Origin of the sequence: Amycolatopsis dendrobii, assembly GCF_014145675.1 — a bacterium.
Lineage (GTDB): Bacteria > Actinomycetota > Actinomycetes > Mycobacteriales > Pseudonocardiaceae > Amycolatopsis > Amycolatopsis dendrobii.
The window spans coordinates 224,404-245,275 of sequence record NZ_JACGZW010000011.1; the positions used below are offsets into that span (position 1 = coordinate 224,404).

19 protein-coding genes and 1 pseudogene are annotated in these 20,872 nt (G+C 67.5%); 9 read left to right on the forward strand and 11 right to left on the reverse strand.

Annotated elements, in window-relative coordinates; all coding sequences use genetic code 11:
• Positions 1 to 78: 78 nt before the first annotated feature.
• The 3 genes from H4281_RS31555 to H4281_RS31565 are packed head-to-tail and all read right to left on the reverse strand — an operon-like array spanning position 79 to position 3,348.
• Complete coding sequence (locus H4281_RS31555) at positions 79 to 1,011, reverse strand: carbohydrate ABC transporter permease (RefSeq protein WP_182894533.1); 933 nt, start codon at positions 1,009 to 1,011, stop codon at positions 79 to 81.
• Positions 1,008 to 2,348, reverse strand: coding sequence for an ABC transporter substrate-binding protein (locus tag H4281_RS31560; protein ID WP_182894534.1), 1,341 nt, complete (start codon positions 2,346 to 2,348; stop codon positions 1,008 to 1,010). Before H4281_RS31560 ends, H4281_RS31555 begins: the two co-directional genes overlap by 4 nt.
• On the reverse strand, positions 2,341 to 3,348 hold the full coding sequence (locus H4281_RS31565) for a zinc-dependent alcohol dehydrogenase family protein (protein WP_182894535.1): 1,008 nt from the start codon (positions 3,346 to 3,348) through the stop codon (positions 2,341 to 2,343). The genes H4281_RS31560 and H4281_RS31565 overlap by 8 nt, the downstream gene beginning before the upstream one ends.
• 185 nt (positions 3,349 to 3,533) lie before the next feature.
• Here H4281_RS31565 and H4281_RS31570 point away from each other — a divergent pair, with 185 nt between their 5' ends.
• A complete protein-coding gene (locus H4281_RS31570; protein WP_182894676.1) occupies positions 3,534 to 4,463 on the forward strand; it encodes a sugar-binding transcriptional regulator in 930 nt (309 codons plus the stop codon).
• Positions 4,464 to 4,495: 32 nt separating this feature from the next.
• Here H4281_RS31570 and H4281_RS31575 read toward each other — a convergent pair.
• Positions 4,496 to 4,813 (reverse strand): annotated as a pseudogene (locus H4281_RS31575) (winged helix-turn-helix transcriptional regulator); the annotation flags it as partial.
• 73 nt (positions 4,814 to 4,886) lie between these two features.
• On the opposite strand from H4281_RS31575, the gene H4281_RS31580 reads away from it, so the two are divergent.
• The 5 genes from H4281_RS31580 to H4281_RS31600 are packed head-to-tail and all read left to right on the forward strand — an operon-like array spanning position 4,887 to position 8,834.
• On the forward strand, positions 4,887 to 5,468 hold the full coding sequence (locus H4281_RS31580) for an NADPH-dependent F420 reductase (protein ID WP_182894536.1): 582 nt from the start codon (positions 4,887 to 4,889) through the stop codon (positions 5,466 to 5,468).
• Positions 5,469 to 5,487: 19 nt separating this feature from the next.
• Positions 5,488 to 6,636: an FAD-dependent monooxygenase gene (locus tag H4281_RS31585; RefSeq protein ID WP_182894537.1), complete on the forward strand. Its 1,149-nt coding sequence runs from the start codon at positions 5,488 to 5,490 to the stop codon at positions 6,634 to 6,636.
• A gap of 35 nt (positions 6,637 to 6,671) precedes the next feature.
• Entirely contained in the window at positions 6,672 to 7,298 is a 627-nt protein-coding gene (locus H4281_RS31590; RefSeq protein ID WP_182894538.1) for a hypothetical protein, read from the forward strand.
• Position 7,299: 1 nt separating this feature from the next.
• Positions 7,300 to 8,205, forward strand: a complete 906-nt coding sequence (locus tag H4281_RS31595; RefSeq protein WP_182894539.1) for a hypothetical protein — start codon at positions 7,300 to 7,302, stop codon at positions 8,203 to 8,205.
• 5 nt (positions 8,206 to 8,210) lie between these two features.
• On the forward strand, positions 8,211 to 8,834 hold the full coding sequence (locus tag H4281_RS31600) for a response regulator (protein WP_182894540.1): 624 nt from the start codon (positions 8,211 to 8,213) through the stop codon (positions 8,832 to 8,834).
• 24 nt (positions 8,835 to 8,858) lie between these two features.
• On the opposite strand, the gene H4281_RS31605 is transcribed toward H4281_RS31600, so the two are convergent.
• Positions 8,859 to 11,363: a DEAD/DEAH box helicase gene (locus H4281_RS31605; protein WP_182894677.1), complete on the reverse strand. Its 2,505-nt coding sequence runs from the start codon at positions 11,361 to 11,363 to the stop codon at positions 8,859 to 8,861.
• A gap of 152 nt (positions 11,364 to 11,515) precedes the next feature.
• On the opposite strand from H4281_RS31605, the gene H4281_RS31610 reads away from it, so the two are divergent.
• Positions 11,516 to 12,769 (forward strand): SatS C-terminal domain-containing protein, encoded by a 1,254-nt coding sequence (locus H4281_RS31610; RefSeq protein ID WP_182894541.1) that lies wholly within the window; start codon positions 11,516 to 11,518, stop codon positions 12,767 to 12,769.
• Positions 12,770 to 12,783: 14 nt separating this feature from the next.
• Here H4281_RS31610 and H4281_RS31615 read toward each other — a convergent pair whose 3' ends face one another.
• Positions 12,784 to 13,488, reverse strand: coding sequence for an SDR family NAD(P)-dependent oxidoreductase (locus H4281_RS31615; RefSeq protein WP_182894542.1), 705 nt, complete (start codon positions 13,486 to 13,488; stop codon positions 12,784 to 12,786).
• Positions 13,489 to 13,591: 103 nt separating this feature from the next.
• On the opposite strand from H4281_RS31615, the gene H4281_RS31620 reads away from it, so the two are divergent.
• Positions 13,592 to 14,149, forward strand: a complete 558-nt coding sequence (locus tag H4281_RS31620) for a TetR/AcrR family transcriptional regulator (RefSeq protein ID WP_220508099.1) — start codon at positions 13,592 to 13,594, stop codon at positions 14,147 to 14,149.
• A 41-nt stretch (positions 14,150 to 14,190) separates the two neighbouring features.
• Here H4281_RS31620 and H4281_RS31625 read toward each other — a convergent pair whose 3' ends face one another.
• Complete coding sequence (locus tag H4281_RS31625) at positions 14,191 to 15,399, reverse strand: MFS transporter (protein WP_182894544.1); 1,209 nt, start codon at positions 15,397 to 15,399, stop codon at positions 14,191 to 14,193.
• Positions 15,400 to 15,510: 111 nt separating this feature from the next.
• Positions 15,511 to 16,602: an adenosine deaminase gene (locus H4281_RS31630; RefSeq protein ID WP_182894545.1), complete on the reverse strand. Its 1,092-nt coding sequence runs from the start codon at positions 16,600 to 16,602 to the stop codon at positions 15,511 to 15,513.
• A gap of 211 nt (positions 16,603 to 16,813) precedes the next feature.
• On the opposite strand from H4281_RS31630, the gene H4281_RS31635 reads away from it, so the two are divergent.
• A complete protein-coding gene (locus H4281_RS31635; RefSeq protein ID WP_134667572.1) occupies positions 16,814 to 17,905 on the forward strand; it encodes a PA containing protein in 1,092 nt (363 codons plus the stop codon).
• 58 nt (positions 17,906 to 17,963) lie between these two features.
• On the opposite strand, the gene H4281_RS31640 is transcribed toward H4281_RS31635, so the two are convergent.
• The 3 genes from H4281_RS31640 to H4281_RS31650 are packed head-to-tail and all read right to left on the reverse strand — an operon-like array spanning position 17,964 to position 20,856.
• Entirely contained in the window at positions 17,964 to 19,238 is a 1,275-nt protein-coding gene (locus tag H4281_RS31640; protein WP_182894546.1) for a thymidine phosphorylase, read from the reverse strand.
• Positions 19,235 to 19,624, reverse strand: a complete 390-nt coding sequence (locus tag H4281_RS31645; RefSeq protein ID WP_009072565.1) for a cytidine deaminase — start codon at positions 19,622 to 19,624, stop codon at positions 19,235 to 19,237. The genes H4281_RS31640 and H4281_RS31645 overlap by 4 nt, the downstream gene beginning before the upstream one ends.
• Positions 19,624 to 20,856: an ABC transporter permease gene (locus tag H4281_RS31650; RefSeq protein WP_182894678.1), complete on the reverse strand. Its 1,233-nt coding sequence runs from the start codon at positions 20,854 to 20,856 to the stop codon at positions 19,624 to 19,626. Before H4281_RS31650 ends, H4281_RS31645 begins: the two co-directional genes overlap by 1 nt.
• Positions 20,857 to 20,872: the final 16 nt, after the last annotated feature.

Consider the following 20,872-nt stretch of genomic DNA (forward strand, 5'->3'; position numbering starts at 1 on the left):
CGTAGCGGCGTTTGGTCCGGCGGCGCGGAGGCGGCGCGGTGCCGGTAGCGGCGGGCGCGGCGGTGGCGGTTGCGGTGCTCACTTGACTCCTCCGTCCACGGAGAACGCGCGGAACATCAGCCGCAGCGCGAACGTCGCGACGATCATCGTCAGGATGACCACCACCACGCCCATCGCGGACGACTGTCCGATGTCGAAGCCCTCGAACGCGCGCTGGTAGATGTAGAACGGCAGGTTCGTGCTGGCCGTGCCCGGACCGCCTTGCGTCATCAGGAAAATCGCGTCGAAACTGTTCACGATGTAAATCGCGCCGAGCAGCGTGGCCAGCTGCAGGAACCGCGAAAGGTGCGGCAGCGTGATCGACACGAAGGTGCGCCAGCGGCTCGCGCCGTCCACCGACGCCGCCTCCAGCACCTCCTTCGACTGGCTCTGCAGCCCGGCGAGGATCAGCAGCGTCATGAACGGCGTCCACTGCCAGACGATCTGCGCCATCACCGCGGCCAGCGGGAACTGCGAAAGCCAGTCGGTGTCCGTGCCGAACACGAAGTGCAGCAACCCGTACGTCGGGTCGAACACCGTGGTCTTCCACAGCAGCGCGCCTGCCGCCGGGAGGATCAGGAAGGGCGTGATCAGCAGCGTGCGGACGAAGCCGCGGCCGAGGAACTTCCGGTCCAGCAGCACTGCGAGCCCGAGTCCGAGCAGCAGCGAAAGGAACACGCAGACCACGGTGAGCACCACGGTGTTCAGCAGCGCGCCGAGGAACGTCGTGTCGGTGAAGACGTCGATGTAGTTGCGGAAACCGACGAAATGCCGCGAGCCAGGACGCACCAGGTTCCACGACTGGAACGAGTAGAACAAGGTGAGCAGGAACGGAATCTGCGTCACCGCGATCACGAAGATCAACGCGGGCAGCAGCGGCAGCCGCCGTTTCCCGGCCGAACCGGTCACCTTCTTCGCAGCGGGCTTGGCGGTCGCCGGCGCGGTTCCGGCGGGGACGGAGAGGGTGCTCATCGCTGCACCTCCTGATACGACTTTCCGACGGTTTCCGCGTATTTCTGCGATTGCGCGAGCGCGTCGGCGACGGAGGTCTGACCGGCGATCGCGGCGGACAACTGCTGGCTCACCCGGGTGCCGAGATCCTGGAACTCCGGGATCCCGACGAACTGGATGCCGGGGTAGGGCACCGGGTTCACCATCGTCTTCTGCTGGTTGGCCGCCGCGATGCCGTCCAGCGTCGGCTGGGCGTAGGCCTTGGCGGCTTCCTTGTACTGCGGGATCTCATAGGTCGACTTGCGCGTGCCGGGCGGCACCCGGTTCCAGCCGTAGGTCTGGCCGACCTTCTTCGCGTACTCCTTGTTGGTCATCCACGCCATGAACTTCCAGGCGTCGTCCTTGTTCTTGCCGACCTTCGGAATGCCCAGCGCCCAGGTGTAAAGCCAGCCGCTCGCCTGGGTCTTCTCCACCGGCGCGGCGGCGTAGCCGTTCTTGCCGACGACGTGGCTGGTCTTCGGGTCTTCCGTGGTGCCGGTCATCGACGTGGCGTCATACCACATCGCGGCGTTGCCCTGGGCGTACTTCGTGCCGCATTCGGTGAACCCGGCGCTGGAGGCGCCGACCTCGCCGTGGTCGCGCAGCAGGTTCACGTAGAAGTTCGCCGCCTTGGTGAACTCCGGGCTAGTCAGCTTCGCGTTCCAGTCCTTGTCGAACCATTGCGCGCCGAAGGTGTTCGCGACCGTGGTGAACGGCGCGAGGCTCTCGCCCCAGCCCGGCTTGCCGCGCAGGCAGATCCCGGAGATGCCCGCCTGCTTGTCGTCGAGTTTCGCGGCGAAATCGGCGATCTGCTGCCACGTCGGATGCGCCGGCATGTCCAGCCCGGCCTTCTGGAACAGGTCCTTGCGGTAGACCACAAAGGACGATTCGCCGTAGAACGGCACCGCGTACATCTGGTTCTCGTACGACAGCGACTGCCGGATGCTCGGGATGAAGTCGGCCTCGTCGTATCCCGGCGTCGCCTTCATGTGCGGTTCGAGGTTCTCCAGCCAGCCGTTGGCCGCCCACTGCGGAGCCTCGTAATTGCTGATCATCACCACGTCGAACTCGCCCCCCTGGGTGGCGGTGGACGCGGTGATCTTCGCCCTGGCCTCGTTTTCCGGCAGGGAAACGAATTTGAGCTTGATCCCGGGGTTGGCCTGCTCGAACTCGCCCTTGAGCGAGATGGCGTCCTTCATCTGCGGATTGGACACGATCGCGACGACCAGTGTCCGCCCGCCGGTGCCGAGCGCCCCGGCTCCGGCGCATCCCGTCACTAACAACGCTGTCGCGGCAAGGAGGCACAGGAGTTTACGCACGGCCGCCACCTCCGGGCAGCACCTGGATCTTGAGGCCGGACCCGCTGCGCATCTTCGCCAGCGCCTCCGGGTACTGCTCCAGCGGCAGAGTGTCGGTGATCAGCGCTTCGGTGTCGATGTAGCCGTTCGCGACGAGGTCGAGCGCGTTGCCGTAGCTGTTCAGCACGGCCATCGAGCCGACGATGGTGATTTCGTCGTTGTAAATGCGGAACGGCGAGAGCGCGACGCGTGCTTCGGCCGGAGCGACGCCGAAGACGAGCAACCGGCCACCGCGGTGCAGCGCGTTGAAAGCCGCCTCGATCGCGGGTGCCGCGCCGGTGCAGTCCACGGCGGCGTCGAAGCGTTCGTCGTCCAATTCGGACACGTCGGAGGCGACCGCGGTCGCGCCGAGATCAGTCGCCCGAGGAAGCCGTGCCGCATTGCGGTCGACCATCGTCACGTGTGCGCCCGCGCGAATCAGGAGCTGCTGCATGATCAGGCCCATCGTGCCCGCGCCGACCACGAGGAAGCGTTCGCCCGCCTCCACGCCGATCCGGCGCACGCCGTGCACCGCGCAGGAAACGGGTTCGACCAGCGCGCCCTGTTCCCAGGTCATCGAGTCGGGCATCTGGTAGCAGGTGTCGGCGGGCACCGCGACGTACTCGGCGAAGGCGCCGTTGACGGTGTCGCCGGTCGCGTTCCAGTTCGCGCAGAGATTGCCGTGCCCGGACCGGCACGGGGTGCAGTATCCGCAGTAGATCGACGGGTCGACCGCGACCCGGTCGCCGACCTTCCACTCGGCGGGCACGTCCGCGCCGAGTTCGACGATCTCCCCGGAGAACTCGTGCCCGGGGACGATGGGATACGGGGTCGGCGGGAAATGCCCGTCGGCGATGTGCAGGTCCGTGCCGCAGATCCCGCAGGCACCCACCTTCACGACGACCTGGCGCTCCCCGGGCTTCGGATCGGGAACCTCGCCGACCCGGATCTCCCCGGGCCGGTCCACGATCGCGGCGCGCATGCGTCATCACCTTCCAAGATGCTCGTTTGAGCGATTTTGACTTATGCCGTAGGTAAGATGCGTAGGCATTAGAGGCCGCTGCCTGCGGATCCGTCAACCGGCAAAGCTCATTTTTGCGCTATCCTGCTCATGTGAGCAGGAAAAAGGGGCCACTACCGCTGACCGAAACGCTGCTGCTGGCGACCATGGCCAGGCGGTTCTACGTGCAGGGCGCCTCGAAGCTGGAGATCGCCGACGAGTTCGGCATGAGCCGGTTCAAGGTCGCGCGGATGCTGGACACGGCGCTCGAGTCCGGGCTGGTGCGGATCGAGTTCGACCTGCCAGCGCCGATCGACGTCGACCTGTCCGACGACATCCGCCGCGCCTACCGGCTGGACCGCGTGCTCGTGCTCGAACGAGCATCCGAAAAGGAGCCGAGGGAGGTCGTCCGCAAGCAGGTCGGGGCGCTGGCCGCCCGGCTGCTGGAGGAGATCGCGACCCCGGACGATGTCATCGGGCTGTCCTGGGCGCGGTCGGTCAACGCGATGACCGAGGCGATCCGGACCCTGCCGCGCTGCCCGATCGTGCAGTTGTGCGGGGTGCAGGCCGGAATGGACATGCGCGGCCGTTCGGTGGAGACGGTCAGCCGCGTGACCTCGGTGTCCGGCGGCGATTCGTACCCGATCTTCGGCCCGCTCGTGCTGCCCGACCGGAGGACCACCGAGATCCTGCGGCACCAGCCGGGCATCGCGGAAACGTTCGCCCAGTTCGGGAAACTCACCAAAGCCGTGGTGAGCATCGGTTCGTGGGAGGCCGGTGAGTCCACCGTGTACGACGCGCTGGACGAGGCCGAACGCGCCGCTATCGCCGCCCGGGGCGCGACCGCCGAGGTCGCCGCGCGGCTGTTCGACTCGGACGGCAACTCGCTCGGCACCGGGCTGGCACACCACGTGCTGGCGATCAGCCACGAGGAGCTGATGGCAGTCCCCGAGGTGATCGCGATCGGTTACAGCAGGCCGAAAGCCGAAGCGGTGGACGCCGTACTGCGGTCCGGGCTGGTGTCGACGCTGGTCACCGACGCCGCGGCGGCCGTACCGCTGCTGGAACTGGCGCGGGCCAGGCCACTGCCCTCGTGAGTGCTGGCACCGGTTAGAACCGGCATTGCCACTCGCGACACCCGAGCCTGGGCCTCCACCACCCGATCCCCGTACTCCGCCGCCCACCTTCCGAAGCCCTCGATCGGCCCGAGGAAACTCACCCCCAGCTCCGTCAGCCGGTACGCCCCCTCCGCGCGCTCGACGAGCCCGTCGCGTTCCAGCTTGCGCACCGCCTCGGTGAGCACCTTCGCGCTGATCCCGCCGATGCGCGTGCGCAGTTCGCCGTGCCGCAGCGGGCCGTTCTTCAGCGCCCACAGCACAACTGGATGCCAGGTGTTCGCCACCAGGTCGAACGCGAGCCGGGTGCGGCAGTCGGCGATGAACTCCATGGTTACCTTTCGGTTCCTGCCGTGGTCCATAACGTCGCGTCCGTACAACCACGCGACGACAGGAGACCTTCCCATGCGCATCGCTCTCTTCGGCACCGGCGGCATGGCTTCCGCCCTCGGCAGCCAATGGACCCGGCACGACCTGACCGTTTCCGGCCGCTCCCCCGCCAGCGCTGCCGCCTTGGCAACCGAACTCGGCGCCGAGGTCGCGGACTGGGCCGACGCCGCGGCCCGAGCGGAAGCCATCCTGCTGGCCGTCCCCACCACCGCCCTCGAAGCCCTGCTCACCCCGCTCGACCTCACCGGCAAAGTCCTCATCGACTGCACCAACACCCCCGGCGCGACCGGCGAACCCGTGGCCGCCCGGATTGCCGGATACGCCCCCGGCGCGTCGGTGGTGAAGGCGTTCAACCTCGCCCACGTGGACGTCTGGCGCATGACTCCGCCGCTGTTCGAGGGCCGTCCGCTCGGGGTTCCGCTGTGTGGCGCTCCGGACGCCGTCGCCGTGGCAACGGAGCTGGTCCAAGACCTCGGTTGCATTCCCCTGCCCGCCGGCGGCCTGGAGCGAGCCGCCCTGCTGGAAGCTGCCGCCGGACTGGCGATCGGCTTGTGGGTCGACGGCTTAGATGCGCGTTCCATGCTCATGAGCGCCTGAATCGCCCTATCCTGGCTGGGTGCCCACAGGTGGATCAGCGATAGTCGTCGGCGGCGGAATCGGCGGCCTGGCCGCGGCCATCGGATTGTCGCGGGTCGGCTGGCAGGTCACGGTCCTCGAACGCCTGCCCGGCGAACTGGACGACGCCGGTTCCGGCATTTCCCTGGCCGCCAACGGCGTCCGAGCGCTGGACGCGTTAGGAGCCGGCGACGCACTCCGCGCCGCCGGCCGCTTCCAGCGCACGGTCAGCACCCGCAACCCGCGCGGAGCCTGGCTGGCCCGCATGGACGGAGCCGAACTCGAACGCGTCGCCGGAACACCGATCGTCGGCATCGCGCGGTACGAACTGCATCGGTTGTTGCGTTCTTTGCTGCCCTCGCCGGTGGTGCGAGCCGAGGTCACCGCCGCCGAGGGCAGCACCGTGGTCACTTCATCCGGCCGCCACGAAGCTGACGTGGTCATCGCCGCTGATGGCGTCAACAGCCTGCTGCGCAAGCACTTCTTTCCCTCGCACCCAGGACCTGTCCACAGTGGATCTTCGGTCGTCCGGGCCATCACCGCGCAACCGGTCGAACTGTCCTCTTCGGACTTCAACCTCACCTGGGGCCGCGGAGTCGAGTTCGGCCACATCGCCGTGGCGGACGGCCGAGCCGAATGGCACGCGGTGTTGACTGTTCCACCAGGCACCCGATACCCGGATCCACTGGCCGAAATGCGCCGCCGCTTCGGCCCCTGGCACGAACCGATCACCGCGTTGCTCGACGCGACCGACCCGGAATCCGTGCTGCACCACGATGTCTACGAGCTGGTGACCCCGCTGCCGTCCTATGTGTCCGGTCGCGTCGCCTTTCTCGGAGATGCCGCACACGCGATGCGACCAAATCTCGGCCAAGGTGCCTGCCAGGCGTTGGAAGACGCTGTGACACTGGCTCACGCTCTCTCGTCCGCGGACCTCGACACCGCACTCGCCCGGTACGACGCCGAACGCCGCCCGCGCAGTCAAGCCGTTGCCCGCGCTGCTCGGCAAACCGGCCGGATGGGCCAGCAGTTGACGAACCCCGTCGGGATCGCGGTGCGGAATGCGATGTTCCGCGCCATGCCGACATCGGTGATGGCCCGGTCGATGCTGCGCTACACCCGTTGGCAGCCGCCTAAGCTGCATTCCTGATCCTGGCCGAGTAAAACGACGAAGGGCCGCCGAACATGATCGTCCAGTGGTGCGTGAAAGGGCTGCACCTGGAGAGCGATGAGAAGGCGAAAGGACTGATCGACAACCACGGCGGCCTCCTCTGCAACTGGTGGCGGAAAGTGGGCAGAATCCGCCCCAGTCAAGTCAGGGACAAGCTGACGGCCACGGCACTCGACCGGCACATCAATCACTTCGACGAACTTGACCCGGTCACCCGAGTTCCCTTCAGCGAGGACAGCCCCTTCATCTCGCTAACATCCGGCACCGTGGAGCGCGACGCCTTCGCCGCCACGAATCATGTGCGGCGGGCACGCGACACCGCTCTGTGGTTCGGCACTGAATACGGTAAGCACGAGTTCGCCTACCTGTACACCTGCTGGGTGCTGCTCGCCCCGAGACCGGCTGTGGAAGTCGAAGGAGTCGCCGAGGAGGTACGTGATCTCAACGCCTACCGGCGGTACTCCGCGTATCAAACCGAAGGCGAAGTGACCGCCAAGATCATGGTTCCCGGCAATCAGATCAAGTCGTGCGAAAAGTGGGAGCTGAACCGCTCGAAGAAGGCCTTCCACCGGACGTTGGTCCATCCGAATCCACGATTCACCGAGCCCGAGGCGCTGAGCAATGTCCGGGAGCTGATCTGAAATGAACGGCGAAGACCTGCAAGCGCTCGGCCTCTCCATCGGGCAAGTGCGCAGTGCGGCCAAGTTTCACGAGGCCTGCGCGCAAACCTCGCTCACCGAACTGAGAACGATCGCACGCCAATCTCAGCCCGCTGAACAAGAGCGCCTCAACGACATCCAGTTCATGCTTCGAGCTAACGCGGCCAGCGCACTGCGCGAGGCCGCGCAGTGGCGACTGCTCCTGAGTCCCGCGAGCGCGCTGTCCCGCCTCAGCCAAGCCGGTGCGCTCTTCCAAGCACTCGGGCAACCGTTCGGGTATTACCTGAAATCGATGGCGGGATCCCTTGACAAGCAAGACCCGGGCCGGATCAGCGACCTGATGTACGTGATGTACGCCGAGCTGACCGGAGAGCCCCTGGACCTGCCAGAGTTCCTCGGCATTTCTGAAATCCGGGCACACCCTCAACAACAGGCCTACTTGATCGTCACCGCAAGCAGCCTAGAAACAAGGACGGCCCGACAATTCACGCAGGCCGCCGCGCGCCGGTCTCCCCACCGCTCCGGCGTCATCCCTGTCGGAAGCCTGGGCACCCCGATCGCCAAGTACTGGTCAGTCGCCAGCCATCTCCTCGGCGGAGAGCCGGATGACGCGTTCGCCATCGCCAGGCTTCTCCACTCGATGTGCCGGGTGTACGGCGAAACGATGGAGATGGCCCGGTCCAACGAGTACTTGTGGACGAATGCCTCGGCCCCGGTAGACGTCGCCGACCTCGATATCTCCGGTCTGACCGCCTTCTCCGTCCGACGGTTCGGTCCCTCGACGATGGCAGACATGTTCGCGGAGACCGGTCGACTCGATCCGCTCGCCCGCATACCCCTGGACCTCGGAGTATCCCTCGCCCGGCTGAACCCTAGCGATCAGGAGTAGCCGAAATGGACACGAACATTGTCATCCTGATCCTCGGCGTACTCGTCGTGGCCGGTGTCCTGGTGCTGCTGTGGCGAGGCCAGAAAGGCACCCGGCCGAGCACCCTCAAGCTCTCCCTGGCCGACATCTTCAAAATGGATCTGTCCCTGTCCCCGCAAAACACGGCACAGGCACAGGAAGACATCAGCGAGGCCGAGAAGACCAAGCCCGCTCAAAGCTCCCCGCGCGCACTTCCCGAACTGGGAGCGACGAGCGCGCTGGCCCGGGTGCTCTGGATCGACGACCATCCGGCCAACAACGTCTACGAAACCCTCGCGCTGGAGCGTCTCGGAAAGCTCGTCACCGCGGCGACCACCAGCGCGGCCGCGCGCATTTACCTCAGCCGGATGGACTTCGCCGCCGTCGTCACCAACCTCGGCCGCGACGACGACCCGGAGGCGGGCACCCGGTTCATCCAGGAACTCCGGTCCGCGGGCAATCGGATTCCGGTCGTGGTCTACACCGCGAACGCCAGTTCCAGCGCCGCAGCCGCCGCGAAGGCCGCGGGCGCGGACGCGGTGGTCGATCTCCCGCATCTTCTTGTCCAGGACATCGAAACCCGAGTCACGAGCAGCCGACGGAAGCACTGAATGCGCGCCGAGCGGCCTAGGCCCTCAGAGCTGGTTGACGTCCACGATCCGCACCACCGCGCTGCCCACCTCGTCCGAGGCGCGCAAATCGACCTCCGCGCTGATTCCCCAGTCATGGTCGCCGGCCGGATCGTCGAAGATCTGCCGGACCCGCCACACATCCGGCTCCTGCTCGATCAGCAGCAAAGCCGGGCCGCGCGCGTCCGGGCCGATTCCGAGGGAATCGTGTTCGTCGAAGTAGTCCTCGATCGCGTCTTCCCAGGCGTCCGCGTCCCAGCCAGAGGCGGCGTCCAGCGAGCCCAGTTCGTCGTACGCCCGGCGCGAAGCCAGCTCCACGCGGCGGAACAACTCGTTGCGCACCAGCACCCGGAACGCCCGCTCGTTGCGCGTGACCGCGGGCGGTTCGGCCGGCGGGCGATGCGACACCGGGCCTTCCTCGTCCGGATGCCGCAGCGCTTCCCATTCGTCCAGCAGGCTCGAGTCGACCTGGCGCACCAATTCGCCGAGCCATTCGATGAGGTCCTGCAGCGGTTCGGTCTTCGCCTCGTCCGGCACCGTGTGCCGCAACGCGTCGTAGGTGTCGGCGAGATAGCGCAGCACCAGGCCTTCGGAACGCGCGAGCTGATAAAAGCCCACGTATTCCACGAAGTTCATCGCGCGCTCGTACATATCGCGCACCACCGACTTCGGCGACAGCTCGTAATCCGCCACCCACGGATGTCCAGCGCGATACGACTGGTAAGCCGCGTTGAGCAGTTCCTCCAACGGTTTCGGGTACGTGACGGACTCGAGAAGCTCCATCCGTTCGTCGTACTCGATCCCGTCGGCCTTCATCGCCTGCACGGCCTCGCCGCGAGCCTTGAACTGCTGCTGCGACAGCACCGGCCGCGGATTGTCCACTGTGGATTCCACAATGGACACGACGTCCAGCGCGTACGACGGGGACTCCATGTCCAGCAGCTCGATCGCGGCCAGTGCGAACGGCGAAAGCGGCTGGTTCAACGCGAAATCGAACTGCAGGTCCACCGTCAGGCGGACAATGCGCCCCTCGGCATCGGGTTCGGGGAGCTTCTCCACGACACCGGCGGCGAGCAGCGAACGGTAGATCTCGATCGCCCGCAGGATCAGCTTCCGCTGCGTCGGACGGTCCGAATGGTTGTCCTCCAGCAGATGCCGCATCGCGTCGAACGCGTTGCCCGGCCGGGAAATCACGTTCAGCAGCATCGAGTGGCTGACCTGGAAGCTGGACGTGAGCGGCTCCGGATCGGCCGCGATCAGCCGGTCGAACGTGCTCTCGGTCCAGTTGACGAAGCCCTCCGGCGCTTTCTTCCGGACGATCTTCTTTTTCTTCTTCGGGTCGTCGCCCGCTTTCTCCAGCGCCTTCGCGTTCTCCACCACGTGATCCGGAGCCTGCACGACCACGTAACCGTCGGTGTCGTACCCGGCCCGGCCCGCGCGTCCGGCGATCTGGTGGAACTCGCGCGCCTTCAGATGCCGCTGGCGCACACCGTCGTACTTAGTCAGCGCCGAGAACACCACGGTCCGGATCGGCACGTTGATGCCGACGCCGAGAGTGTCCGTCCCGCAGATCACCTTCAGCAGCCCGGACTGCGCCAGCGTTTCGACCAGCCGCCGGTACTTCGGCAGCATGCCCGCGTGGTGCACGCCGATGCCGTGCCGCACGAGCCGCGAGAGCGTCTTGCCGAATCCGGCGGAGAACCGGAAGTCGCCGAGCAGGTCGGCGATCGCTTCCTTCTCCGCCTTGGTGGTGACGTTGATGCTCATCAGCGTCTGCGCCCGTTCGATGGCCGCGGCCTGCGAGAAATGGACGACATACACCGGCGCCTGGCCGCCGTTGAGCAGCTCGGACATCGTTTCGTGCAGCGGCGTGAGCGCGTACCGGAAGGTGAGCGGCACCGGCCGCTGCGCCGAAGTGACCACCGCGGTCGGCCGTCCGGTCCGCCGGGTCAGGTCCTTTTCGAAGAACGAAACGTCGCCGAGCGTGGCCGACATGAGCACGAACTGCGCGTTCGGCAGTTCGATCAGCGGGACCTGCCACGCCCAGCCGCGGTCCGGTTCCGAGTAGAAGTGGAACTCGTCCGCGACGACCTGGCCGACCGGGGCGCCGGCGCCGTCGCGCAACGCGATGTTCGCCAAGATTTCCGCGGTGCAGCAGATGATCGGCGCGTCCGCGTTGACGCTCGAATCGCCGGTCATCATGCCGACCTGATCAGCCCCGAAGATCTCGATGAGCTGGAAGAACTTCTCCGAGACCAGCGCTTTGATGGGCGCGGTGTAAAAACTGCGTTTGCCGTGTGCGAGCGCGGTGAAGTGCGCGCCGACCGCGACGAGGCTTTTGCCGGAGCCGGTCGGCGTCGACAGGATGACGTTGGCCCCGGAGACGACCTCGATCACCGCCTCCTCCTGCGCCGGGTACAGCTCGATGCCCCGTTCCGCCGTCCACGTCGTGAAGGCTTCGAACAGGGCATCTGCGTCGGGATCCGCTGGCAGGAGGTCGGTGAGAGTCATCGTGCCGCCCATCGTGCCATCCCCGTGCCGCCCGCAGGTGCAGGGGAGATCGCGGGTGCTTGCCCTAACCCGTAGGCTTCCGGTACCGCGCGCTGCCGGAGGGGACGGAAAGGCGGGCGCGCACACGGGCGGTACTCGCGGAGGATTCGGCAATGGCACAGGACATCATCCCGATCGAGCTCGGGCTGCCGCAGGGCGACGTGGTCACCCTCTGGGCCCCGCGGTGGCGGGAGGACGGCGAGGAGTGGGAAGCGTTCCTCGGCGACGAGGACGACCTGTACGCCTTCCCGGACGCCGCGCACCTAGCCGCCTTCGTGCGCACGGCCGAGCAGCACGACCTGCTCGACCACCCGGCGTGGGACGCGGTGCCCGCGCTGAACGTGCCCGAGCTGATCCCGGACGACGACCACTCGTACGACCTCGTCGGCGTGCCCGAACTGGTCGCCGAGGAGCCGGACTCGTGGACGATCGGCGAACTGGCCGAGATCGTCGGCATCGTGCGTTCGCTCGCCGACGTGTGCGAGCTGGACGAGGTGCACGAGGTGCTCGACGCCTACGAGGGCTTCTCGCTGCTGGAGCAGGGCCGGCTGCCGTTCACCGGGCGCGAGGGCGAAGCGCTGTGGAACGACCTGTCGAAGGCCGTCTCCGAGAAGTGGGACACCGTGCTCGACGCGATCGACAACCTGGTGACGGTGCCGGAGGTCGACGCCGCGGTGCTGGAGCAGACCGCCGAAGAGCTGGCCGCCTTCCACGAGGAATCCGCCGAGGCGGAGGCCGGTGAAGAGGACGGCGGGCCGGAAGACCTCGAAGCGGTCGACGCCGAGGACGAGGACGCCGAGGACGAGCCGGTCGGCTTCTGGGGCGAGGTCGGCATCGACCCGATCAAGATCGTCACCTCCGGCGCGGAGTACTACACGCTGCGCTGCTACCTCGACGACAAGCCGGTGTTCCTCGGCAACGAGGGCGAGATCGACGTGTTCAGCTCGCCGAAGGCGCTGCTCAAGGCGATCAAGGCGGGTGACGAGCTCGCCGACACCGACCTCGCCGGGGTGTCCACTTGGGACGAGGTGCGCGAGAAGGCGGCGGCAGGCGAGCTCGAGATCGAGGTCGACACCGACAACACCTACGTCTTCCCCGGCCTCGACGAGGACATCGCCGAGGGCCCGGAGTCGATCGACCCGACCCAGCTGGAACTGGCCGTCGAGCTGATCACCGACGCCGCCGAATGGGCTGGCGACGACACCGTCGAAACCGCGCTGGCGGCCAACGAAAGCCTCGGCTGGCTGGTGTCGTTCGTGCTGCGGCCGGACCCGAGCCGGCTCGAGCCGAGCGCTCCGTTCGACACCGAGCAGAGCGCCTGGCGCAAGCTGGTCGAGGACTTCGAGAACCGCCTCACGGTGGTCTGAACCTCTGAGACCTGCTAGAGGGCGTCGAACACGCTCTCGGCCGAGTCACCGGCGGAGAACATCTTCCAGGCGACGCCGGCGATCGCATCCGGATCCAGGGTGTGACCGCCGGCGTCGCCGTATTTTTCCCGCTGCGAGACGACCATCCGGTGAATGTCGCCGCGTTCGACCAGACCGCCGATGATCAGGCTGCCCGCGTACACGCCGGTGCCGGCCAGCCCCTCGTGCAGTGTCCGCGCGTAGTTCCGCAGCGCCGCTGACGACACCGCGAGCGCGCCGAGCGCGGGCATCGGCCGCACCGCGCTGAGCCCGCCGGCGAACAGGAATCCGCCGCTGCCGCGTTCCAGCATGCCCGGCAGCAGTTTGCCCACCACCTCGACCGCCGGATACACCCAGCTCATCGCCTTCTCGACGGCTTCGGCGGTCGCGTCGGTGATGTCCGTAGGCATGCTGTCCGGTTCGATCGCGGCGGGGCCGTAGTAGGCGACGTCGATGACCCCGAACCGTTCGGTGATTTTGTCGAGTGTCGCTCCGATTCCGTTCCGGACGTCGCCGGCGAACGCTTCCGCGTTGTCGAGTTCGGCCAGGTAGGCCGGGTGCCGCTCAGCGGTACGCGAAACGAGCGCGACGTTGTATCCCTCCCCAGCGAACCGGCGTGCCATGGACATTCCGAGGCCGGGTCCGACTCCGAGAACGACAGCGGTCGGGCGAGTGGTCATGACTTGGCTTCCTTCCCCAGCGATAAGTCGAGGGCACCCTCGACTTTGCTCGCCAAGCTACCACAAAACCCGAGGGCGGCCTCGACTTTGTACGATGGGACCCATGGCCACCGGATCGAAGCCGTTGCGCGCGGATGCCGCCCGCAACCGCGACAAGCTGCTGGCCGCCGCGACGCGCGCGTTCGGCGAGCACGGCCTCGACGCGCCGCTGGAGCAGATCGCCCGCAGCGCCGGGGTCAGCATCGGCACGCTGTACGCGCACTTCCCGACCCGGGACGCCTTTGTCGACGCGATCCTGCCCGCGCAGATCGCCGCGCTGGACGAACTGGCGACGAAGGCGTTAGCGGAACCTGACCCGTGGCAGGGGTTCACCGAGTTCCTCGACGGGCTATTCGCCTTGCAGGCCAAGGATCACGGCCTCAACGACGCACTCGCCCGGCGGATGCCGTTGAGCCCGGCCGTGCTGGAGGCGTGCCACGCCGGGTTCGTACACGCGGCGCGAGTTTTGGACCGGGCGAAGGAATCCGGTCAGCTGCGCGCGGATTTCGAGCCAGAGGATCTCGCCCCGCTGGTTTCCGCGATGTCGCCGCTGATCCATGAACCGACGGCAACCTGGCGGCGGCATTTGGCGTTCTTCCTCGACGGGCTCAAGGTCTCGTGAGTGGCAATCCCGGTTCTAACCGGGATTGCCACTCACGACCCCTACCCCTCCGCACTTTCCGCCCGCACCGGCACCAACCCTATTGCCAGCAGCGGGAAAATCGCCGCCACGCAATACGCCAGCGCATACCGGCTGTCCCCGATCACCAAGCCCAGCAACGGCGGCGTCGCCGACGCGGCGATGTTCTGCGCGGTGTTCTGCGTCCCCATCGCGCGACCCGACCATGCGACCCCGGCCAGCTCAGCCGATGCCGTAAAGCCAAGACCGTTGTCCGCCACCGTGATCACCGCCGCCAGCACGAGCGCGGCCAGCACCAGCCAGAGCCAAGTCGCGTCCCCGACCGCGACCAGCAGCATCACGACCACACTCGCGACGGCGAGCTGCCGCATCGGCCGCAACCGGCTGCCGACGCGGTCCGACCAATACCCCGACGCCAGCCGCCCGAGCGCGCCGAGCACCTGCGCCACCGCGACGAACACCCCGGCCTGCGCAGCGGTCCACTGATGCTGCGACACCAGATACACCGGCGCGAACGCGGACACCGCGAACTGCGGCACCACCAACAGCGCGCTCGCGCCGTGCACACGCCACAGCCACGGCTTGCGATACGGCGACGGCGGCCGCTCCCTCTTCGCCGCGCGCGGCGGCCGCGGCGGGTCCACAACGAACAGCGCCACCAAGAGCGCCACGCCGACCGCCAGCACGGCGGGGAGCAGCATCGCCGCCTGGAACCCCCACTGCGCGGCCAGCGGCGGCAGCCCGAGCGCGGCCACTCCGACCCCCAGCGGCTGCGCCGTCTGCCGGATCCCCATCGCGACGCCGCGCTCGGATTTCGCGAACCAGCCCATCACGACCCGGCCGCTCGCCGCGTTCACCGAAGCCGTGCACGCACCGGCTACGAGAAACACTCCAAAGAGAAGTCCGACCGGGTGGTGCCACAGGGCGGCGTACACGAGGAGTAACCCCGATACGCCCAGGCCCAGCGCCATGATGAGGCGCTCGCCGTAACGGTCCGCAGCCGCGCCCCACGCGATGAGCGTGAGCAGCAGGCCGATGCTCGGCGCGGCGACGACCGTGCCCGCCTGCGCCAGCGTCAAATGGTCGGCCTCGCGCATGGCGGGCACGAGAAACGGCAGCCCGTAAAGGAACGAGCAGCTGGCGGTCTGCGCGGCGAGACCGAGCGCAAGGATCAGCCACCGCCGCGAGCCGCCTTTTTGCCGCACCTGCTCCCCGGTCTCGACCTGCGCCATTCCGTCCACCGTCTCATTAGTTGAGAAGTATGTCTTACATAGTGAACGATAGTTGGCATGGCTAACGAACGCAACCGCCTTTCGGGGCGGCCGCGTCCGAAGGGCCGGGGCTCAGCTGAGCGCCGCGTACCCGGGTTTAACGACCTTCTCGATCAGCTCGAGCCGCTCGTCGAAATCGAGGAACGCGGATTTCATGGCGTTGATCGTGAACCAGCGGAAGTCGTCGAGGCCGAAGCCGAACGTCTCGGCCAGCGCGGCGAATTCACTGGTCATCGTGCAGCCGCTCATCAGCCGGTTGTCGGTGTTGACGGTGACGCGGAAGCGCAGCCGGGCGAGCAGGCCGATGGGATGCTCGGCCAGCGACGGCACGGTTCCGGTCTGGACATTCGACGAGGGGCAGATCTCCAGCGGGATCCGCCGGTCCCGGACGTAGCCCGCCAACCGTCCAAGATGGACATTTCCGTCGGCGTCGGCGGTGATGTCCTCGACGATCCGGACGCCGTGCCCGAGCCGTTCCGCACCGCAGTACTGGATTGCCTCGCCGATCGACGGAAGTCCGAACGCTTCGCCGGCATGAATAGTGAAGTGTGCATTGTTCCGGCGCAAATAGTCGAATGCGTCCAGATTTCGGGTGGGCGGGAATCCGTCCTCCGGTCCGGCGATGTCGAATCCGGCCACCCCGGCGTCGCGGTAGCGCACCGCGAGTTCGGCGATCTCGAGCGCGCGGGCGTGCTGGCGCATCCCGCACAACAGCGTCCGCACCCGGATCCGCCCGCCGCCCGCGGCTACCCTCCGCATCCCTTCCGCGAAACCCTCTTGGACAGCCTCAACCACTGCATCGAGTGACAGCCCGCGTTCCACGAACAGCTCCGGCGCGTACCGCAGCTCGGCGTAGACGACCCCGTCCGCGGCCAGGTCTTCCACTGCTTCAGCGGCAACCCTGACCAGCGCTTCCTCCGTTTGCATGACCCCACACGTATGGGCGAACGTCTCGAGATACGACACGAGGGAACCGGAGTCCGCCGCGGCGCGGAACCAGCGGCCCAGTTCGTCCGGATCCGTCGCGGGAAGGTCCCGGTAGCCGAGATTCTCGGCGAGTTCGGCCACCGTGCCGGGGCGCAACCCGCCGTCGAGGTGATCGTGGAGCAGGACCTTGGGGGCGCGGCGCAGGATCTCCGCGCTCAACGGGGTTACGTCCGACATGCTCCAACGGTAGCCTCGCTGTCATTCCCCTACCTGGCCGTAACCGAGAGCACCGGAACAACCCTCTGCTCAGCACTGTGCGCAAGGAATCGGCCATCCGGGTGGCGCGCCCCTTATCCGCGTTCCCCGGGGGCCATACGCACAGCAATTTTCTTCATCGATAAGCTCGGGTCAGTCCCTTCCATTTTCCCCGCCGACGAAGGACACCGCAGTGACCACTGACAACCACATTGCCGCTCCGTCGTTCGACCGGATGCGCAACATGCTGGTGCGCGCGGCCGAGGTTCGTGAGAGCGAGCAGCAGCAGATCTTCGACGCGCTCGACGACATCTACGCCCGGCTCGCGCCGGTGGACTCCCTGGGCGCGGTGCGCAAGCGGCTGTCGGAACTGCCGGACCGGACCGAGGTCGGGGTGCTGGCGGAACGCCTCGACGAGGCGATGACGCGGCTGGAGTCCCAGGACAACGCGATCGCCGCGCTCACGCACGCGGTGGAGAGCATCGTCGACAAGCTGGCGAAGCCCTTCGCCCAGCTCGACGGACGCCTCGACGGCGTGGCGGCGCGGTTCGAGGGCGTCGCGGGCCGGATGGACGGGCTCGAGGACAAGCTGCAGAACATCCACCGCCGCCTCGACGAGCTGGGCGGGCACCTGGACAAGCAGGACGCGAAGCTCGAATCGCTGCCGCAGGCGACGCAGGGCCCGATCCGCGACCGGATCGAGATGGCCGAGACGTCGCTGCGCGAGCGGATCGAGACCACGGACCAGGAACTGCGCTCGCGCGTGGACGAACTGGACCGCGCGACGAAGGAACGCATCGCGACCGCGACCGACGCGCTGAAGAGCGCGGTCTCCGACACCGGCGAGATGATCGACCCGGCCGCGCGGCTGGACTCGGTGGGCACGAAGCTCGAAACGATCACCCAGCGTCTCGACGACCTGTCCAGCCGCATCGACAAGGTCGAGGACGACGTCACCGGCCGCATCGGCGACCTGGACGGCTCGGTCCGCAGCGGTCTGTCGAAGGTCGAAGGCACGCTGTCGAAGCAGCCGGACACCGACGCGGTCGACTCGCTGGTGCGCCGCAGCAACGACGAATCCGTGCGCCGCATCGGCGGCCAGCTGGACGAAGCGATGGCGACCTTCGCGGAACTCATGCTCGGCGGCGGACCCGCGGTGCAGCAGATCGCCCCGCCGCCGCCCGCCCCGCGGCAGCCGCGCCGCAGCTCGCGGAACGGGCGTTCGCCCAAGGCCGCTGACGCCAAGGCGAAGGCCGGCGGCGACTCGGACGAGTCGACTGACTGACGCTCTTTGCACGAAGCCCCCGTCCGGGATCCGGACGGGGGCTTCGTCGTTCAAGGCGTCAAGGCCGAACCGTGTCCAGCACGATCCCCGTCGCAGCAGGTGCCTCCGCACCCACCGAGAACCCGCCTTCCAAAGCAGCAAGAGCAGCAGGCAAGGCATCCGGAGTGTCCGTGTGCAGTTCCAGCAACGGCTCCCCCTCCACCACCGCGTCGCCTGGCTTCGCGTGGCACAGGATTCCCGCCGCGGCCTGCACCGGGTCTTCCTTCCGCGCCCGACCGGCCCCGAGCCGCCAAGCCGCGACGCCCACCGCGTAGGCGTCCAGTGAGGTCAGCACCCCCGAAGCAGGCGCCGGGACGACGTGCACCGTAGAAGGACGCGGCAACTCAGCCGAGGGATCCCCGCCCTGTGCGGCGATCATCCGGGCCCACACTTCGTAAGCCTCACCGGACGCCAGCACCTCGGCCGGATCGACGGAAATGCCCGCCAACGCCAGCATCTCCCGAGCCAGCGCCACCGTCAGTGCAACGACGTCAGCGGGGCCGCCACCGCGGAGGACCTCAACCGCCTCGGCAACCTCCACCGCGTTCCCGACGGCCCGGCCGAGCGGCGTGCTCATGTCGGTGATCAACGCGGTGCAAGCCACCCCGTGCGCGGTGCCGATGTCCACGAGCGTCCGCGCCAGCAGTTGCGCGTCCGGCACGGTCTTCATGAACGCCCCGGAGCCGGCCTTCACATCCAGCACCAGCCCCGAAGCGCCTTCGGCGATCTTCTTGCTCATGATCGAGCTGGCGATCAACGGCACCGACTCGACCGTCGACGTGACGTCCCGCAGCGCATAAAGCTTCTTGTCCGCCGGAGCCAACCCCTCGGTCGCCGCGCAGACCACGGCGCCGACTGAGTTCAGCTGCGCCGCGATCTCGTCCAGAGACAAAGCCGCGCGCCAACCGGGAATCGACTCCAGTTTGTCCAGCGTCCCGCCGGTGTGGCCGAGCCCGCGACCGGACAGCTGCGGCACCGCGGCACCGCACGCGGCGACCAGCGGAGCCAGCGGCAAGGTGATCTTGTCCCCGACTCCGCCGGTCGAGTGCTTGTCCACGGTCGGGCGCGCGACATCCAGCGAAAGCCGCGAGCCCGAGTCGATCATCGCGCCGGTCCAGCGCGCGATCTCGCCGTCGTCCATGCCACGCAAGAAAATCGCCATGGCCAGCGCGGCCATCTGCTCTTCCGCGACCGCTCCGTGGGTATAGGCGTCGACGACCCAGTCGATCTGTTCGTCACTCAGCTGCCCGCCGTCCCGCTTGGTCCGGATGACGTCTACCGCAGTGAAAGTCATGGCAGATCCTCCGGCCCGAACGCGTCCGGCAGCACCTCCGACATCGGCAGCACTCCGCGAGGAGTGTCGACCAGGCAAGAGGAACCGCCGAGCTCGAACAGGATCTGCCGGCACCGTCCACAAGGCATCAACAGCTCACCCGCACCGCTACGGCAAGCCACCGCAACCAAACGGCCGCCGCCGGACAGTCGCAATTGTCCGGCCATTGTGCACTCGGCGCACAAACCCAAGCCGTACGAAGCGTTTTCGACGTTGCACCCGGTCACCTGCCGGCCATCGTCCACAATGGCCGCCACGCCGACATGCAGTCCCGAATAAGGCGCATAAGCGTGCGAAGCAGCCGAAACCGCGGCCGCGCGCAACGCTTCCCAGTCCACTTCGGACATCAGTCGCCCTCACCTCGCCGATACTGCGCACCATCCGCCTTCGGCGGCCGAAGTCGTTGCGACGCAACGGCTAGCACGATCAGCGTCACGAAGTGCGCGGTGTACGGGATCAAGTCGCTCGGCAGCGTGTCGTTGGTCCAGTAGATCGCGTACAGAATCCCAGCGCCGACGACGCCGAGCGCAGCCGCGATCCAGCGCTTCCGGATCAGCTGCACGATCACGATGATCGCCAGCAGAATGACCGCGCCGTACAGCAGCGCCAGCACCGCGTCGCCACCACCGGCGAGTTGCAGACCGTCGGAGTACCCGAACAACGCGGCACCGCCGAGCAGCCCGCCCGGTCGCCAGTTGCCGAAGATCATCGCGGCCAGGCCGATGTACCCGCGGCCGTTCGTCTGGTTTTCCAGGTAGTCCGCCCCGCCCTTGAGCAGCACCAGCGAGGCGCCGCCCATGCCCGCGAACCCGCCGGAGATCAGCACGCCGACGTACTTGTAGCGGTACACGTTCACGCCGAGCGACTCGGCCGCGACCGGGTTCTCGCCGCACGAACGCAGCCGCAGGCCGAACCGCGTGCGCCAGAGAATCCAGTAGCTCACCGGGATCAGCACGATCGCGATCATGGTCAGCGGCGCGACTCCGGTCACCAGCCCGCGCAGAATGCCCGCGACATCGGACAATCCGACGCGCTGCTGGTCTTCCAGCGACCCCAGCCAGTCCGACAGCCCGGCCGCCGAATAGGTGTCGAATTTCGGCACCGGCGGCGACTGGCGCGGGTTGCCCGACAGCGGTTCGAAAATCAGGTTCGCCAGATACTTCGCGACGCCGAGCCCGAGCAGGTTGATCGCGACACCGGAGACGATGTGGTTGACGTTGAACGTCACCGTCGCCACCGCGTGCAGCAGTCCGCCCAGCGCGCCGAACGCGATCGCGGCCAGCAGGCCGACCCACGCGCCGCCGTAATAAGCGCCCCAGGCCGCACCCCAGGTGCCGAGGATCATCATGCCTTCGAGGCCGATGTTGATCACGCCCACGCGCTCGGCCCACAGCCCGCCCAGCGCACACAGCAGGATCGGCAGCGCCAGCCGCAGCGCGGTCGACGCGGTGTTGCTGGACGTCAGCGCCGAAACACCGGTTGCGTACGACGCGGTCGACATGACCGCGATCGCGACCACGGCCCAGATCACGCCGCGCAGCCAGCCGGGGATCCGCGGCCGCTTGCGCTTGATCGGCATCGGCGTCCCGGACTCC